The sequence below is a fragment of the Pseudomonas sp. LS2P72 genome (assembly GCF_054897865.1).
The window spans coordinates 4,216,959-4,232,898 of sequence record NZ_CM142708.1; the positions used below are offsets into that span (position 1 = coordinate 4,216,959).

The window sequence follows — 15,940 nt, forward strand, 5'->3', positions numbered from 1 at the left end:
ATCAACATCAAAAGATCGCACGCTGCGATCTTTTGACCTTCAAATCCAAGACAACAATCAATCATCGCGGGTCAGCACTTCCAGCAATTCAATCTCGAAAATAAGGTTCGAGTTCGGCGTGATCTTGCCCATGGTCCGTTCACCGTAGGCCAGATGCGCCGGCACCAGCAATTTGCGCTTGCCGCCGACCTGCATGCCCATAATCCCCTGATCCCAACCCTTGATCACCCGACCGGTGCCAATCACGCACTGGAAAGGTTTACCCCGGCTGTAGGAAGAATCGAATTCAGTCCCGTCTTCCAGCCAGCCGCGGTATTGGGTGGTAATCAGCGCGCCTTTGACGGCGGCTTTGCCGTCGCCCGGCTCAAGGTCAATGATTTGCAACTCGTTGTTCATGATTCCTACTCGTTCACTGTCGCCCAGTGATTGGGGCGCGGACGGAGGTTTTCGCAGAAACCGGCGCGCAAGGCAATCCACGGAACCGAAAGACCGTCATTTGGCTCACATGAATAACGACTTCGTGTTCAGGAAAGGATGCTCTGATGACCGACTCTTCACCGCTGTACAGTTTCATCCCGCCCTACATCCTCAACCGAATCATCGCCCACGGTTCCGACCGTCAGCGCACCAGCGCCCAGACCACGCTGATCCATGTCCGCCGTCTGCGGCACAATCCCGGCCCGCCATCGCAACCACCCGCCAAAGCGATCCTGCCGCTGCCCGGCCGCCCCGGCCTGGCGCAACGCAGCATTCATGACGCGCAAGGGAAAATGCTTCTGCCGGGAATGCCTGTGCGGCTTGAAGGTCAGGTGGCAACCGGCGATCCGGCGGTCGACGAGGCCTACGTCGCAATGGGCGCCAGCTATGATTTCTTCTGGAAGGTGCTGGGTCGGGACTCCATCGACAACAAGGGTTTTGCCCTGATCGGCAGCGTGCATTACGGCCAGGATTACGAGAACGCGTTCTGGAATGGCGCGCAAATGGTGTTTGGTGACGGCGATGGCGAAATCTTCGAACGCTTCACCCGTTCTCTGGATGTGATCGGTCACGAATTGGCGCATGGCGTGATCGAAAGTGAAGCCGGTCTGGTCTATGCCAACCAGTCCGGGGCATTGAATGAATCGATTTCGGACGTGTTCGGGGTATTGATCAAACAACATGTACTGGGCCAGACCGCCGAAGAGGCTGACTGGCTGATCGGCGCCGACTTGCTGGCACCGCGTATCAAAGGTATCGGTTTACGCTCGATGGCCCATCCGGGCACGGCCTATGACGATCCGTTGCTCGGCAAGGATCCGCAACCGGATCACATGCGCAGGTTCGTCATCACTCAAGAAGACAATGGAGGGGTGCACATCAATTCGGGCATCCCCAATCGGGCGTTTTATCTGGCCGCGATAGCACTGGGCGGCTTTGCCTGGGAAAGAACCGGCCGCATCTGGTACGACTCGCTGTGCGACAAACGCCTGAGTAGCGAATCGACATTCAGTGCCTTCGCGCAACTGACCGTCGAGCATGCCCGGCAAGGGTTTGGGGCAAAGGCAGTCGAGGCGGTGCGACACGGCTGGTCTGAAGTGGGCGTCGACCTGACGCTGGAGGATCCATGAAAACCTTGCCAACACTGGACGATAACGCGGTGGTCTGTGTCTCCCGCCAGGGCGGCGTGGCGGCGATCCACAGCTTGACCCGCCCCCGAGAAATCGAATTCGCCCAATGCAATGCCGACCAACGCACCCGCATCTGCTCGTTGCTCGAGGGTTGCCTGCTTATGACGAGTTCATCCGCCGGCCGGGGCGATCAGCGCTTCTATCAAATCGAAGTGCGCTACCGCAGCGGCGAGCAGGACGACCGGATGGTGATGAAGGTTCCCGAAGATCAGGCGCCAGGGGAATTGGTGCATCTGTGGGACAAAGGTGAACTGCTATAAGGTTGGCGCCCTTCGTAATAGAGGCTGATGATCGAAGGCCGTGTGAACTAACATAGGCGCATCTCGGCTTCAAGATCGACGAAGTAACGCCCTCCTACGCCCTGTTTTGCTCATGTGTTCACCTTGACGATCGGGCCAGGGTCCGGGCCGGGGAATTGCGCGTTCAGTCCTTGCGCTGGCCGAAAGGAATGCCGTTGAAGGTGTGAGTGCAACAATGACAATAAGGTGTCATGCCTTCGGCCGTCAGCTCAGGATTGACGATCCGCAAACGCCCCTGATCATCGACATACAAGCCACTGAAGTAGCTCGACTCTCCTAATCGCACCTGCTCCTGCCTTTCGCTTTCCTGCAGGGCAACCATCCAGAACACCGGCTCAGGCCGATCGAGGCGAGCCACCGCTTCGCTGAAAACCTCATCCCATTGCCCACCGACTCGAGATAGCAGAAACCGAAACAACGGCGTGTAGTCGAACCCGTGCTGACGAGTTCCATGCATTGAGCCTCGCGAAGCATCGTTTTGGATTTCAGTCCTGGTATTGCGCAGATGCCGGTAATGTCCCGTGATTTCATTACGTCGGACACCCCAAGTGCGGGTATTGACCTTGCGGTAAAGAGGTTTCTTTTCCAATGAGTCGCTCCTGACATCCAGCCAACAAAATCGACGCCGATCTTTACCGGAACGGCGTGCAATTTCAATCTACCGTCCCTGGCCAATTGTTACTGGCGGCCTAACGCTCCACTGGCGTGATATCAATAATCGTCCCGTTGGTAATCACTGAATCATTCCTTGTTGCTGTGATTTGCGATTGCATTGGCATGACGCATTCTTCTCAAGCCTTTATCCTTACCGCCCCGCCGTACCGAGTCCCTGGAGTTTCGCTATGCCCCATGAAGGCAACCTGTTGCAAGCCGCTGTCGTGTTTCTGTTCGCGGCGGTGCTCACCGTTCCCTTGGCCAAGCGCCTGCAGCTGGGGGCGGTGCTGGGTTATCTGTTTGCCGGCGTGATCATTGGCCCGTCGGTGCTGGGCTTGATTGGCAATCCGCAAAGCGTCAGCCACATTTCCGAACTCGGGGTGGTGTTGCTGCTGTTCATCATTGGCCTTGAACTCTCACCGCGACGTTTGTGGGTGATGCGCAAATCAGTGTTCGGCGTCGGCCTGGCGCAAGTACTGCTGACGGGCTCGGTGATTGGCGTGCTGGCGTTGTTCGTGTTCGGCCAACCGTTGAACAGCGCGATCGTGCTGGGCTTGGGCCTGGCGCTGTCGTCCACTGCGTTCGGTTTGCAAAGCCTGGCCGAGCGCAAAGAGCTGACCAGCCCCCACGGGCGCTTGGCATTCGCGATTCTGCTGTTCCAGGACATCGCCGCTATCCCGTTGATCGCCATGGTGCCGTTGCTGGCGGGCGGCGATCACACCAGCAGCGGCGGCGAAGGCTTCAATCACGGCTTGCGCGTGCTGGGCAGCATCGCGGTGGTGGTGATCGGTGGGCGGTATCTGCTGCGACCGGTGTTCCGGGTGGTGGCCAAGACCGGTTTGCCGGAAGTCTCGACCGCCACCGCGTTGCTGGTGGTGATCGGTACGGCGTGGCTGATGGACCTGGTCGGCGTGTCCATGGCATTGGGGGCGTTCCTCGCCGGGTTGTTGCTGGCGGACTCCGAATACCGCCACGAACTGGAAGCGCAAATCGAACCGTTCAAGGGATTGCTGCTGGGGCTGTTTTTCATCAGCGTCGGCATGGGTGCCAATCTGAGTCTGCTCCTGAGCGCGCCGATTACGGTGCTGGGCCTGACCTTGCTGCTGATCGCAATCAAACTGCCGCTGCTGTTTGTCGTCGGTCGGCTGGCCGGTGGCTTGGGCAAGGTCAGTGCGATTCGCCTCGGCATCGTGCTCGCGGCCGGTGGTGAGTTTGCGTTTGTGGTGTTCAAGATCGGCCGCGACCAGGGACTGTTCGAGCCGCGCCTGTACGATTTGCTGGTGCTGACCATCACGTTGTCCATGGCGGTGACGCCGCTGCTGTTGCTGTTGTGTGCGCGACTGGTCAGCCCCAAGGTTCAACCGGTGGTGGTGCCGGAGAAATTCCGCGAAATCGATACCGACACGCCACGCGTGGTGATCGCCGGCATGGGCCGTATGGGGCAGATCGTTGCGCGGATTTTGCGCGCGCAGAACATCAAGTTCGTCGCCCTCGACACCTCGGTGGAAACCATCGAACTGTCGCGCAGCTTCGGTGGTGTGCCGGTGTTCTACGGCGACCCGATGCGCCCGGAGATCCTCAGCGCGGCCAAGGTCGAGCAGGCGGAATACTTTGTCATCGCCACCGACGACCCGGACACCAACATCAAGACCGCCGAACTGGTGCACAAACTCTATCCGCACATCAAAATCATCGCCCGGGCGCGTAACCGCCAGCATGTGCATCGTTTGGTGGACCTTGGCGCCGAGGCCATTCGGGAAACCTATTATTCGAGTCTGGAAATGAGCCGGCGCACGCTGGTCGGCCTGGGACTGACTCAGGCTCAGGCAGATGCGCGGATCAAGCGTTTCAAGCATCACGACGAGCAAGTGCTGGAGGCCCAGCACGCGATTTATGATGATGCGGCGAAGGTATTGCAGACGGCGCAGGAAGCCCGGGCGGAACTGGCGAGGTTGTTTGAGTCGGATCAGCTGGAAGAAGAATCGGGATCGATCATAAGGACACCTCGATGAGCAATGCAGATCAAAGCCCCCCCGCTCTAAAAGAAATCTTCAACGCCGAACGCCTCAAGCACATCGCCACCGAGATGACCGCCGTCTACCCCGCGTTCAACGCCAAGGCCTTCCTGACACTGGCCAACGACGGGCTTGCCGATTTATCAATCATGCAGCGCATGGCCCGGGTCAGCGAGTGCCTGCACGCGGTCCTGCCGTTGAGCTATGAAGAGACGCTTGAAGTGCTGCGCGCCCTCGCTCCGCGGCTGAACAGCGGTTTCGTCAGCATTTCATTACCGCATTACGTTGCGACGTACGGCGGACATGCCTTCGAACAATCCATGGACGCGCTGAAATATTTCACTGCGTTCGGCTCCTCGGAGTTCGCGATCCGCCATTTCCTGCGCAGCAACATCGAACGCTCCCTGGCGGTCATGCACGATTGGTCCCTGGACGAAAACGAACACGTCCGTCGCCTGGCCAGCGAGGGCAGCCGACCGCGCCTGCCATGGTCGTTTCGACTGGAACAGATTCAGGCTGACCCAACATTGGCGGCGGCGATCCTCGATAACCTCAAGGCCGACAACAGCCTCTACGTGCGCAAGTCCGTGGCCAACCACCTCAACGACATCACCAAGGATCATCCGGAGTGGGTGCTGGACTTGATCGAAGGCTGGTCGCTGGACAACAAACACACCGCATGGATCGCCAAACACGCGCTGCGCAGCCTGATCAAACAGGGCAATCAACGCGCATTGGCGATCATTGGCGCGGGCGGCAAGCCTGAGGTCGAGATCATCGATGTGAAGGTCGAACCGGCGGTGATTCGTCTGGGTGAAAAAATCACCCTGTCCTTCGCCGTGAAATCCACGGTCGAGGACAGTCAACGACTGGTGATCGACTACGCCATCGATTACGTAAAAGCCAACGGCAGCACGTCAGCGAAGGTGTTCAAGCTCAAGGCGCTGACGCTTCCCGGCAAGGCGACCGAGACCATCGCCCGGGGTCAGCACATCAAGGAACTCACCACCCGCAAACACTACGTGGGCAAACACGCCGTGCACGTGATGGTGAATGGGGAGCGCCTGGCCAGCACCTCATTCGAAATCCTCGCCTGAAGCAAGAACGTCTGTAGGAGCAAAGCTAGCTCGCGATGGCGTCAGGTCTGGCATACCGCGTATTCGTTCATCGCGAGCAACTCGGATCGCCGCCCGTTCGCTCCTACAGGGGGACAACTCCACCGAGTATTCCCATAGCCATGCCACGTTGCGAGCCGCTTACAGGTGGCTCACGTTTTAGCGCTCGCCAAATAATGCGCAACCAACGCATTCGCATGGCCATGCCCCATACCGTGTTCAGTCTTCAGCCAGGCCACCATTTCCATATGCTTCTTTGCGCTCACTGTTCCGAGCAGACCCAGCCAGTGGCTGATTGGCTGCCCGTACTTTTTCTCGATTGACGGGAAGTACGACGCCGGGCCTTTCACTTTTGTATCTTCGGTCATGCTGCAAGCTCCCTTTATCGCGACGGAGTGTCGGCGGACGCTCCTTGTCTTCAACCCACGAATTGAAGGCCAGGACAGCTGCGCTGTCCAGCGCAAACAAGCTCGCAGTTAATAAGTAACGATTGAAGCTATCTCGAAACGCTCTAAAGAACTGTCATTTCTAACAGGTCACTTTCAGTTTTGCCGGGACTAAGCTGCGTCCACTGGAATGAATTGAGGTGTTCATCATGTCTCGCAATCGTTACCTATTGCCGCTGGGCGTTTGCTTGTTGGCAATGCTACCGGTGTTCCGCGATGCCCTAGGTGTCACGTGGGTGCCCTTAAAAGACGAAGTGGAATTTCAATGCGATAACAGCAACAAGGTGCCGGACTACAGCGTGTATGTTGTCGGCAACCATCCGGAGCTAGGGAGTTGGGATCCGGCCAAGGCCGTAAAGCTCGACCCTAACCCCACCCCTAACAACTCCACATGGACCGGCAAGGTACTTTTCCCAGGCACGGACGACGGCAAAGATGTGGAATGGAAGTGTATCGTGCGCAAAGAAAACGACCCGACCGACGTGAAATGGCAGCCCGCCAAAAACAACACGGTGAAGTTGGTTTTCCGCACAAAGAGTATCGGCACGTTCTGAGGCGTGAGTGAAGTTATGGGAAAGTGAATCTGACACGCTCCCACGATCAAAAGATCGGGCCGCGTTCGGACATATGTTGATGTTGGTTACCCCATCAACAACCCCTGCTCCGCCTCACACAACCCCACCACGTAATCCCACAACACGCGCAGCCGCACGGATTTGTGCAGCTCCCGCCGCGTGCTGATCCAGTAGCTGCGCTGAATACTCTCATCCGGCAACAACGGCACCAGGCCGGGATCGGCGCTGGCCATGTAGCACGGCAGCACGGCGATCCCCAACCCGGAACGCGCGGCCTGTTGCTGGGCGATGACGCTGGTGCTGTGAAACACCACCTGCGGATTGCGACAGAAGCTGTTGAGGAACATCAGTTCCTGGCTGAACAGCAAGTCATCGACATAGCCGATCCAGGCGTGGCGACCGAGGTCTTCGCGGCTGCGAAGCGGTGGCGAACGGTCGAGATACGCCTGGCTGGCGTACAGCGCCAATCGATAGTCAGTCAGTTTGCGCGTGACCAGCATGTCGGCGGCCGGGCGCTCCAGGTGGATGCTGATTTCGGCCTCGCGATTGAGAATGCTGACAAAGCGCGGCACCGCCACCAACTCCACTTCCAGACCCGGATAACGTTCGAACAGGCCGTTCATGCGGCTGGCGAGAAACATGATGCCCAACCCTTCCGTCACGCCGACGCGTATCTTGCCTAACGGTGCACTCGACTGGGTGATTTCTTCCTGCGCCAGCAACGCGACGTTTTCCATCGCTTCGGCATGTTTGAGCAACGCTTCGCCCGCCGGGGTCAGCTCATAACCCTGGGCGTGTTGAACAAACAGCGCGGTGCCGAGGCTCCTTTCGATGGCCTCGATGTGCCGGGCCACGGTGGCGTGGGTGGTGTTCAAACGGCGGGCAGCGGTGAGCAAACGCCCGCTGCGCTGCAACTCGAGAAAAAACCGCAGGTCATTCCAGTCGAACATGAACCGTCCTTGAGGTGGGGCTGTTTAAAAACGCACAGCGGCTGCGCAAAAACTAACATTCTTTTGACGAAAGCTAACAACTAGGATGACCGACAACAAGAACAACAACATGAGGTCACGGATGCAGACTTCCCTGGATGAATACGACTACATCGTGGTCGGTGCCGGCCCGGCCGGTTGTTTGCTGGCCAATCGGTTGTCGGCCGACTCGCAACATCGGGTGTTGCTGCTCGAAGCTGGCGGCCGCGACAACTATGCGTGGATTCACATCCCCGTGGGTTATCTGTTCTGCATCGGCAACCCGCGCACCGACTGGTGCTTCAAGACCGAAGCGCAACCCGGCCTGCAAGGCCGCGCCCTGAGTTATCCGCGTGGCAAGGTGCTCGGCGGCTGTTCCTCGATCAACGGCATGATCTACATGCGCGGCCAGGCCGGCGACTACGACGGCTGGGCGGCTCAGGGCAATCCCGGCTGGAGCTGGAACGACGTGCTGCCGTTGTTCAAAAAGAGCGAAAACCACTTTGCCGGCGACTCGGAATTCCACGGTGCCGCCGGGGAATGGCGGATCGAACGTCAGCGGCTGTCATGGCCGATTCTCGATGCCTTCCGCAGCGCCGCCGAGCAAAGCGGCATCGCCAGCATCGATGACTTCAACCAGGGTGACAATGAAGGCTGCGGCTACTTCCAGGTCAACCAGAAGGCCGGGATTCGCTGGAACGCGGCCAAGGCGTTTCTCAAACCGATCCGCAACCGCCCCAATCTCACCGTGCTAACTGACGTCGAAGTGGATCGAGTGCTGCTGGAAAACGGCCGAGCGTCAGCGGTCAGTGCGCGTTGGCAGGGTCAGGCGAAAACCTTCAAGGCGCGCAAAGAGATTGTGCTGTGCGCCGGTGCCGTCGGCTCACCGAGCATCCTTCAACGTTCCGGCATCGGCCCTCGCTCGCTGCTGCAAAAACTGGGGATTGGCGTTGCCCATGAACTGCCCGGCGTGGGTGGCAATCTGCAGGATCACTTGCAACTGCGGCTGATCTACAAATTGGAGAACGCCCGCACGTTGAATCAAATTGCCGGAAGCCTGTGGGGCAAGATGGGCATGGGGCTGCGTTACCTGTATGACCGCAGCGGCCCACTGTCCATGGCGCCGAGCCAACTCGGGGCCTTCGCCCGTTCGGGACCGGAGCAGACATCGGCGAATCTCGAGTACCACGTTCAACCGCTGTCACTGGAGCGTTTCGGTGAGCCATTGCATGCCTTCCCCGCCTTCACGGCGTCGGTGTGCGATCTGCGCCCGCAAAGCCGTGGTCGCGTCGAGATTCGCTCCACCGATCCGCAGGAAGCGCCACTGATTCAACCCAATTACTTGAGCCACCCGGAGGACTTGCGGGTGGCAGCGGATGCCATTCGCCTGACCCGCCGCATCGTCGCCGCACCGGCCCTGCAAGCGTTCAAACCGGTCGAGTACTTGCCCGGCGACAGCTTCCAGAGCGAAGAGCAATTGCACGAAGCCGCCGCCCGCATCGGCACCACCATCTTCCATCCGGTCGGCACTTGCCGCATGGGCAACGACGCGGATGCTGTGGTCGATGCGCAACTCAAAGTGCATGGCGTCCCGGGCCTGCGCATCGCCGACGCCTCGATCATGCCGCGCATCACCTCGGGCAACACCTGTTCGCCTACGCTGATGATTGCCGAAAAAGCTGCACAACTGATCCTGGCCACTCCTGTAAACACTATCCCTGTGGGAGCGAGCCTGCTCGCGAAAGCGGAGGATCATTCAACATTTATGTTGACTGACACGACGCCATCGCGAGCAGGCTCGCTCCCACAGGGGTCGCACTAGATTCACGGACATTGAGCTTTAACCCTGCAAGGAACACGCAACACCAGTGGAACAAAAAAAACAATCACTGTGAGGGATACCGATATGTCAGAACATGTTCAGCCCCTGGAAGCCGTGCGTAGCGCGGGCACCAGCAAGGAAACCCAGAAAGTCATCTTCGCCTCGTCGCTCGGGACGGTCTTCGAGTGGTACGACTTTTTCCTCTATGGCGCCCTCGCGGCGGTGATCAGCAAACAGTTCTTTGCCGGGGTCAACGACACCACGGCGTTCATCTTTGCGCTGATGGCCTTCGCTGCCGGCTTCATCGTGCGACCGTTCGGCGCCTTGGTGTTCGGCCGGTTGGGGGACATGATCGGGCGTAAGTACACGTTCCTTGCGACCATCATCCTCATGGGCGTTGCGACCTTCTGCGTCGGGCTGCTGCCGACCTACTCGAGCATCGGCATTGCCGCGCCGATCATCCTCGTGGTGCTGCGCATGCTGCAGGGCCTGGCCCTTGGCGGTGAATATGGCGGCGCTGCCACTTACGTGGCCGAACACGCACCGATGGGTAAACGCGGCTTCCACACCAGCTGGATTCAGTCCACTGCGACCCTCGGGTTGCTGCTGTCGCTGCTGGTGGTGCTCGGTTGCCGCTACTTCACCGGTGACCAGTTTGAAGTCTGGGGCTGGCGGATTCCGTTCCTGTTTTCGATCATTCTGCTGGGCATCTCGACCTGGATTCGCATGAGCCTGCACGAGTCGCCTGCGTTCGTGAAAATGAAAGAAGAAGGCAAGCTCTGCAAATCGCCGCTGCGCGATTCCTTCGGCAAATGGGAAAACCTTAAAGTCGTCCTGATCGCCCTGTTCAGCATCAACGCCGGGCAAGCCGTGACCTTCTACGCGGCGCAGTTCTACGTGCTGTTCTTCCTCACCCAGTTCTTGAAAATGGACCCGGCGCTGGCCAACAGTCTGCTGATCGTCAGCGTGATCATCGGCGCACCGTTCTTCATTTTCTTCGGCTGGCTGTCGGACAAAGTCGGGCGCAAACCGGTGCTGATGATCGGCCTGCTGCTGGCCACTGCGCTGTACTTCCCGATCTTCAAGTCCATCGCCCACTACGCCAACCCGGCCATCGACCAGGCGAGCCGTCAGGCGCCGATCACTGTGCTGGCGGATCCGGCCACCTGCACCTTCCAGTTCGACCCGGTGGGCAAGGCGAAATTTGATAGTCCTTGCGACAAGGTCAAAACCTTCCTGGTGAAACAGGGCCTTCCTTACAACAGCGAAGCCGCACCGGCCGGCAGCGCCGTGCAGGTCAGCGTTGGTGAAGTGAAACTCGAAGGCTACGATGAAGCGGCCCTGCGAGGCGCGGTGACATTGGCGGGGTATCCGTCACAAGCCGATGCGCAACAGGTCAACAAGTCCATGATCGTGGCCCTGATGGTGGCGCTGATCATCATCTCTGCCATGTGCTACGGCCCGCTGGCAGCGCTGATGGTCGAACTGTTCCCGACCCGCATCCGCTACACCTCGATGTCCCTGCCGTACCACATCGGCAATGGTTGGTTCGGCGGTTTTCTGCCGACAGTATCGTTTGCCTTGGTGGTGTATACCGGGGACATCTTCTATGGGCTGTGGTACCCGGTGGTGATTACCGGGGTGAGTCTGGTCGTCGGGATGATCTGTTTGCGTGAGACCAAGAACGTGGATCTGGATAAAAACTGATCTCATCACAATCCCCTGTGGCGAGGGGATTTATCCCCGTTGGGTCGCGAAGCGGCCCCGATCCAGCCGACTCGATTGTTCTGACACACCGAGGCGGCTGGTTTAGGCCTGCTTCGCAGCCCAACGGGGATAAATCCCCTCGCCACAGGTAAGCTCGACGACATCGGCAGCCCCGCCACTCACCAGACCGAGGCACCATGATCATTTCATCCGCATCTGACTATCGCGAGGCAGCACGTCGCAAACTCCCACGTTTTTTGTTTGATTACATTGATGGCGGGGCCTACGCAGAGCACACGCTGAGGGCCAATAGCGCTGATCTGACCGGCATCAGCCTGCGTCAGCGCATTCTGAAAAACGTCGAAACCCTGAGCCTTGAAACCACCCTCTTCGACCAACCCCTTTCAATGCCGATCATATTGGCCCCGGTAGGGCTGACGGGCATGTTCGCCCGCCGTGGTGAGGTGCAGGCGGTAAAAGCGGCGGAAAACAAAGGCATTCCACTGTGCCTTTCAACGGTTTCGGTGTGCTCGATCGAAGAGGTCTCGGCACAAAGCCAACAGTCCATCTGGTTTCAGCTGTATGTGTTGAAGGACAGAGGCTTCATGAAAAATGCACTGGAGCGGGCGAAGGCCGCCGGTGTGAAAAACCTGGTATTTACCGTGGACATGCCCACGCCCGGCGCCCGATACCGTGACGCACATTCGGGCATGTCAGGCCCTTTTGCATCATCGCGGCGCATGCTTCAGGCCATGACCAAACCCGACTGGGCATTCAACGTCGGCGTCATGGGGCGTCCACACGATTTGGGCAATATTTCGAAGTACCTTGGCAAAGCCGTCACGCTCGAAGACTACATGGGCTGGTTGGCTAACAACTTCGACCCTTCGATCAGCTGGAGTGATCTGGAGTGGATTCGTGAGTTCTGGAAAGGCCCGATGATCATCAAAGGCATCCTCGATCCTCAGGACGCCAGAGACGCGGTCAGCTTTGGCGCGGACGGCATTGTCGTGTCGAACCACGGTGGGCGACAGCTGGACGGCGTGCTCTCCACCACCAAGGCATTGCCGCCGATCATGCAAGCCATCGGTAATGATTTGACGGTGCTGGTCGACTCGGGCATCCGCTCGGGGCTTGATGTCGTGCGGATGTTGGCCCTGGGCGCGAAAGGCGTATTGCTGGGGCGTTCAATGGCCTATGCACTGGCCGCTGATGGTCAACGTGGGGTGGAGAATATGCTGGATATCTTCGCCAAGGAAATGCGCGTCGCCATGACCTTGACCGGGGTGACCTCGATTGGCCAGATTGATGAATCTACGCTGGTGGATGCTGTTCGATGAGCTGAACCCAACTGTGCCACTGCAAGAGAACGCCTCGCCAATGTGGGAATGCTGTTCACTTAAGTTGGGGACATATCCGTTTCTGCGGTAATGGCTGATTACGGTTTCGCTTTTACAGCGAGTCACTTGGAAAAGCCCCAAGTAACCAAGGGCTCTTGCCCCGCCATTCGGTGCCTCGCCTAGGCTCGGCATGCCCTCACTCCGGCATTGCTCCGGGGGCCCGCCGCCATCGGCCATCCATGGCCGGGGGCGGCTACCGCGGCATCCTTGCCGCGGTGCCCCCTGCGCAATACCTGCGTTCGGCCTCTGGGAAAGGGGCAAGCAGATCAAGATCAAAAGCCACAGCCACAGCCACAGCAGATCAAAAGATCGCAGCCTCGTTTCACTCGACAGCTCCAGCTCCTACAGGCGGGAGGGGTGTACGCACGCTCCTCACCACTCAACAGGCCGAGCGTTAGCTCGCCTGCAGCTTTTGATCTTGATGCACCGCGCCCTCGAGAGGCCGAGTGGAGGTTCTGCGCAGTGGACAACCCGGCATGGATGCCGGGTTAGCCGCCCCCGGCCATGGATGGCCGATGGCGGCGGGCCCACGGAGCAGGACCGGAGCGAGGCACCGAACGAAAGGGGCAAAAGCCCTTTGGTTACTTTGGGGCTTTTCCAAAGTGACTCGCTGTAAAAGCGAACCCAATAGCCGCCGTGACCGCAGAAACGGATATGCACCCCAACCTTAAGTGAACAGCATTACGCCAATACGGGGCGTTTTCATCTCCGTCGCCGTCAGAAACTCGCTTTGACCGACATCATGAAGTTGCGAGGATCACCGTAGTAGTTACCGAAGGTCTCGGTACCGATGGTGGCGTAATAGCGCTTGTCGAACAGGTTGTTGCCGTTCAGCGCCACCGACCAAGTGTCGTCGATGCGGTAGCCGATGCGACCGTTCCAAATCGCATAACCCGACTGGCTGATCTTGTTTCCGCTGACCGGAGATACCCGGAAGTTATCGCTCTGCGCGTTGACGCCAGCACCGACAGTGAACCGCTCAAGAGGCCCGCTCAGGGCATAATCGCCCCACATGCGCAACACATGCCGAGGCACATAACTGTTGAACGCTGCGCCATTGAGGCTGGTGTCGATGTCGTCGAGGGTTTTGGTCTGGGTGTAGGTGTAACCCGCGAGCAACTGGAGTCGCTCGATGACTTCACCACTGATCTCGGCCTCGAAACCCTGGGCGCGAACTTTTCCGGCGTTGACGTAGCAGTAGCCATCCGAGGACGGGCAGGATGAATTGAAGTCAGTCTGTGCCTGGTCCTTCTGGACAGTCCGGAACAGGTTGAAAGAGCTGTTCAGGCGACCGTCGAACCAGGCGCCCTTGATCCCCAGTTCATAGCTCTGGCCTACGAGCGGTTTGAGAGCGGATCCGTCTTCCGATCGGAAATTGCCTTGCGGGGTAAAAATTTCCGAGTAGCTGGCGTAAGCCGTCAGGTTTTCGTTCAAGTCCAGCAGCAGGCCGGCAAACGGCGTGACCTGACCAGTCTCCGTGGTGCTGGAATGTTCCGAGGTGCCGGAATTAATGAACAGGGAATCGGTATCGGAGTTGTACCAACTCACCCGACTGCCCACCACCAAGGTCAGAGGATCCGCCAGCTTCAGGCGCAAAGTGGAGTAAACGCCCTTCTGCCGGATGACTGAATTGACCGGCCCGCCGCGCGACGAGTTGTCGATGAAGTAACTGTCGTCCGGCTCCGGAATATGCTTGTCGGGGTTGAACACATTCTGCCGCTGCGGCAGAAACGCCACCGAGTAGAAGTCGTCTTTTTTCGAACGGCTGGCGTTGAAACCCGCCACTAATTCATGTTGCTGACCGAACGCGCCGAACTTGCCATCCACGTAGGCATCAAGTCCGTAATCGACCTGATCGTAGTCGTACATACTGCCGAGCATGCCGGTGGTGTCCACGCCGGGTGTCACTGATCCGGAGGCGAACGCGTACTTGATGTCCTGAGTGTTCTTTGTATAAACGCTGGCGACCTTCAACGCCCAGTCTTCATTGATCTGATGTTTCAGGTCGCTGAAAACGGTGGTTCGCTGGCTGCGCCAAGTGTTCCAGGAAGGGTCGAGGCAGGTCGAACGACTGAGTTTCAGATCCCTGCCATCCTTGTAACGCGGCAGGCCACCCCAACAAGGACTGGCGTCAATGTCTTCATAGGCAACGCCCAGACCGAAGGTCGTATCAAGATTCAGATCAACGTCGAGCGCGCCGTAGTACACCTGATCCTTGCGACTGGCGTCGTCAGCGAAGTAGTGTCGGCTCTGCTCGGCGACGACGGCGCGTCCGCGAATCGTACCGGACTCATTCAGCGGGCCACCGGTGTCGACCTGCCCGCGATAGTTGTCCCAACTGCCGCCGGACAAAGTGATGTCGGTATGTGGGGCGGTCTGACCGCGCTTGCGAACGAAGTTCACCCCGCCAGCGGTGCCACCCGCGCCTTTCATCATCCCCGCAGCACCCCGCAGGATTTCGACGCGGTCGTAATACGCCATGTCACCGCTGAAACTGTCGGCCTGAACATACAGATTGCCCATGTCCAGCGGCACACCGTCGTACTGGTACTGGCCCGACATCCGGAACCCGCGCGAATAGAAATATTTGCCGCCCATGGTCGAGTCGTAGACGGTGATACCCGGGGTCTTTTCCATGACCTGATCGATGGTGTTGAGGTTCTGGTCATCGAGCATCTTGCGGGTCATCACGGTAACCGATTGCGGTGTCTCTTTCAGGGAGTGCTCGCCCTTGCCGATAGTCACCGCTCCCGTCGTGTACGAGCCGCTGTTCTCGGTAGTCGCGCCCAGCATCTGCCCATTGATGTTGGTAGCGCCTAACTCCAGCGCCGAGCCGACAGCGGGAACTGGCCGCAGTACGTAGGTGCCGTTGGCCTGGGGCTCGGCTTGCAGGCCGCTGCTGCCAAGAATGCGCGCGAAGCCTTCACTGACCCCGAACGCACCTTTGAGCCCGGGGGACTTCAACCCTACGGTTTGACGCGCATCAAAGGAAATGGCGGCACCCGCTGCACTGGCGAAATGACTGAGGACTTCGGTCAGACTGCCAGGCGCAATGTCGAAGGATTGCACCGAATGTTGTTGTTGCGCCGGCGCCGCAGTCGCTGCAACTGGCCATACGCAAATCGACGTTGCCACGACTAATCCAACCTTCACCGCAATCGCCAGACGACCTGGCGTGTACACCCGAGACATGCTTACCCTCCCCCAAAAACAATCAATAAAAACTCACTGAGGGATGAGCCGAACGATGTGAATGAAAAGTGCAAAGGCAA

13 protein-coding genes are annotated in these 15,940 nt (G+C 58.8%); 8 read left to right on the top strand and 5 right to left on the bottom strand.

The genetic code is table 11. The annotated features are described in order from the left end of the window. Positions 1–57: 57 nt before the first annotated feature. Positions 58–396 (bottom strand): FKBP-type peptidyl-prolyl cis-trans isomerase, encoded by a 339-nt coding sequence (locus ACYZUA_RS19165; RefSeq protein ID WP_461960149.1) that lies wholly within the window; start codon positions 394–396, stop codon positions 58–60. A 146-nt stretch (positions 397–542) separates the two neighbouring features. On the opposite strand from ACYZUA_RS19165, the gene ACYZUA_RS19170 reads away from it, so the two are divergent. Together ACYZUA_RS19170 and ACYZUA_RS19175 are read left to right on the top strand one after the other, a co-directional pair. Continuing rightward, positions 543–1,607, top strand: coding sequence for a M4 family metallopeptidase (locus ACYZUA_RS19170; protein WP_461960150.1), 1,065 nt, complete (start codon positions 543–545; stop codon positions 1,605–1,607). Then, the gene (locus tag ACYZUA_RS19175) at positions 1,604–1,927 is read left to right on the top strand and encodes a protealysin inhibitor emfourin (RefSeq protein WP_461960151.1); all 324 of its coding nucleotides are present in this window, start codon (positions 1,604–1,606) and stop codon (positions 1,925–1,927) included. Before ACYZUA_RS19170 ends, ACYZUA_RS19175 begins: the two co-directional genes overlap by 4 nt. 163 nt (positions 1,928–2,090) lie before the next feature. Here ACYZUA_RS19175 and ACYZUA_RS19180 read toward each other — a convergent pair whose 3' ends face one another. Beyond that, positions 2,091–2,555 (bottom strand): hypothetical protein, encoded by a 465-nt coding sequence (locus ACYZUA_RS19180; RefSeq protein WP_461960152.1) that lies wholly within the window; start codon positions 2,553–2,555, stop codon positions 2,091–2,093. A gap of 253 nt (positions 2,556–2,808) precedes the next feature. Between ACYZUA_RS19180 and ACYZUA_RS19185 the strand changes: the two genes are divergently transcribed. Beyond that, entirely contained in the window at positions 2,809–4,632 is a 1,824-nt protein-coding gene (locus ACYZUA_RS19185; RefSeq protein ID WP_461960153.1) for a monovalent cation:proton antiporter-2 (CPA2) family protein, read from the top strand. Further along, positions 4,629–5,732 carry a DNA alkylation repair protein gene (locus tag ACYZUA_RS19190; protein ID WP_461960154.1) on the top strand — a complete coding sequence of 368 codons (1,104 nt, stop codon included), beginning with the start codon at positions 4,629–4,631 and terminating at the stop codon, positions 5,730–5,732. Before ACYZUA_RS19185 ends, ACYZUA_RS19190 begins: the two co-directional genes overlap by 4 nt. A 170-nt stretch (positions 5,733–5,902) precedes the next feature. Here ACYZUA_RS19190 and ACYZUA_RS19195 read toward each other — a convergent pair whose 3' ends face one another. Further along, positions 5,903–6,118 (bottom strand): DUF4287 domain-containing protein, encoded by a 216-nt coding sequence (locus ACYZUA_RS19195; protein ID WP_461960155.1) that lies wholly within the window; start codon positions 6,116–6,118, stop codon positions 5,903–5,905. Positions 6,119–6,345: 227 nt separating this feature from the next. On the opposite strand from ACYZUA_RS19195, the gene ACYZUA_RS19200 reads away from it, so the two are divergent. Further along, positions 6,346–6,750 carry a carbohydrate-binding module family 20 domain-containing protein gene (locus ACYZUA_RS19200; protein WP_461960156.1) on the top strand — a complete coding sequence of 135 codons (405 nt, stop codon included), beginning with the start codon at positions 6,346–6,348 and terminating at the stop codon, positions 6,748–6,750. Between the two features lie 86 nt (positions 6,751–6,836). Here ACYZUA_RS19200 and ACYZUA_RS19205 read toward each other — a convergent pair whose 3' ends face one another. Beyond that, positions 6,837–7,721 (bottom strand): LysR family transcriptional regulator, encoded by an 885-nt coding sequence (locus ACYZUA_RS19205; RefSeq protein WP_461960157.1) that lies wholly within the window; start codon positions 7,719–7,721, stop codon positions 6,837–6,839. Positions 7,722–7,842: 121 nt separating this feature from the next. Between ACYZUA_RS19205 and ACYZUA_RS19210 the strand changes: the two genes are divergently transcribed. The 3 genes from ACYZUA_RS19210 to lldD all read left to right on the top strand — a co-directional run bounded on the left by ACYZUA_RS19210 (position 7,843) and on the right by lldD (position 12,608). Next, on the top strand, positions 7,843–9,561 hold the full coding sequence (locus ACYZUA_RS19210; RefSeq protein WP_461960158.1) for a GMC family oxidoreductase: 1,719 nt from the start codon (positions 7,843–7,845) through the stop codon (positions 9,559–9,561). An 84-nt stretch (positions 9,562–9,645) separates the two neighbouring features. Continuing rightward, positions 9,646–11,268, top strand: a complete 1,623-nt coding sequence (locus ACYZUA_RS19215; protein WP_461960159.1) for an MFS transporter — start codon at positions 9,646–9,648, stop codon at positions 11,266–11,268. A gap of 197 nt (positions 11,269–11,465) precedes the next feature. Further along, positions 11,466–12,608 carry an FMN-dependent L-lactate dehydrogenase LldD gene (lldD, locus tag ACYZUA_RS19220; RefSeq protein WP_461960160.1) on the top strand — a complete coding sequence of 381 codons (1,143 nt, stop codon included), beginning with the start codon at positions 11,466–11,468 and terminating at the stop codon, positions 12,606–12,608. 777 nt (positions 12,609–13,385) lie between these two features. Here the strand turns inward: lldD and ACYZUA_RS19225 are convergent. Next, positions 13,386–15,860, bottom strand: a complete 2,475-nt coding sequence (locus tag ACYZUA_RS19225; protein WP_461960161.1) for a TonB-dependent siderophore receptor — start codon at positions 15,858–15,860, stop codon at positions 13,386–13,388. Positions 15,861–15,940: the final 80 nt, after the last annotated feature.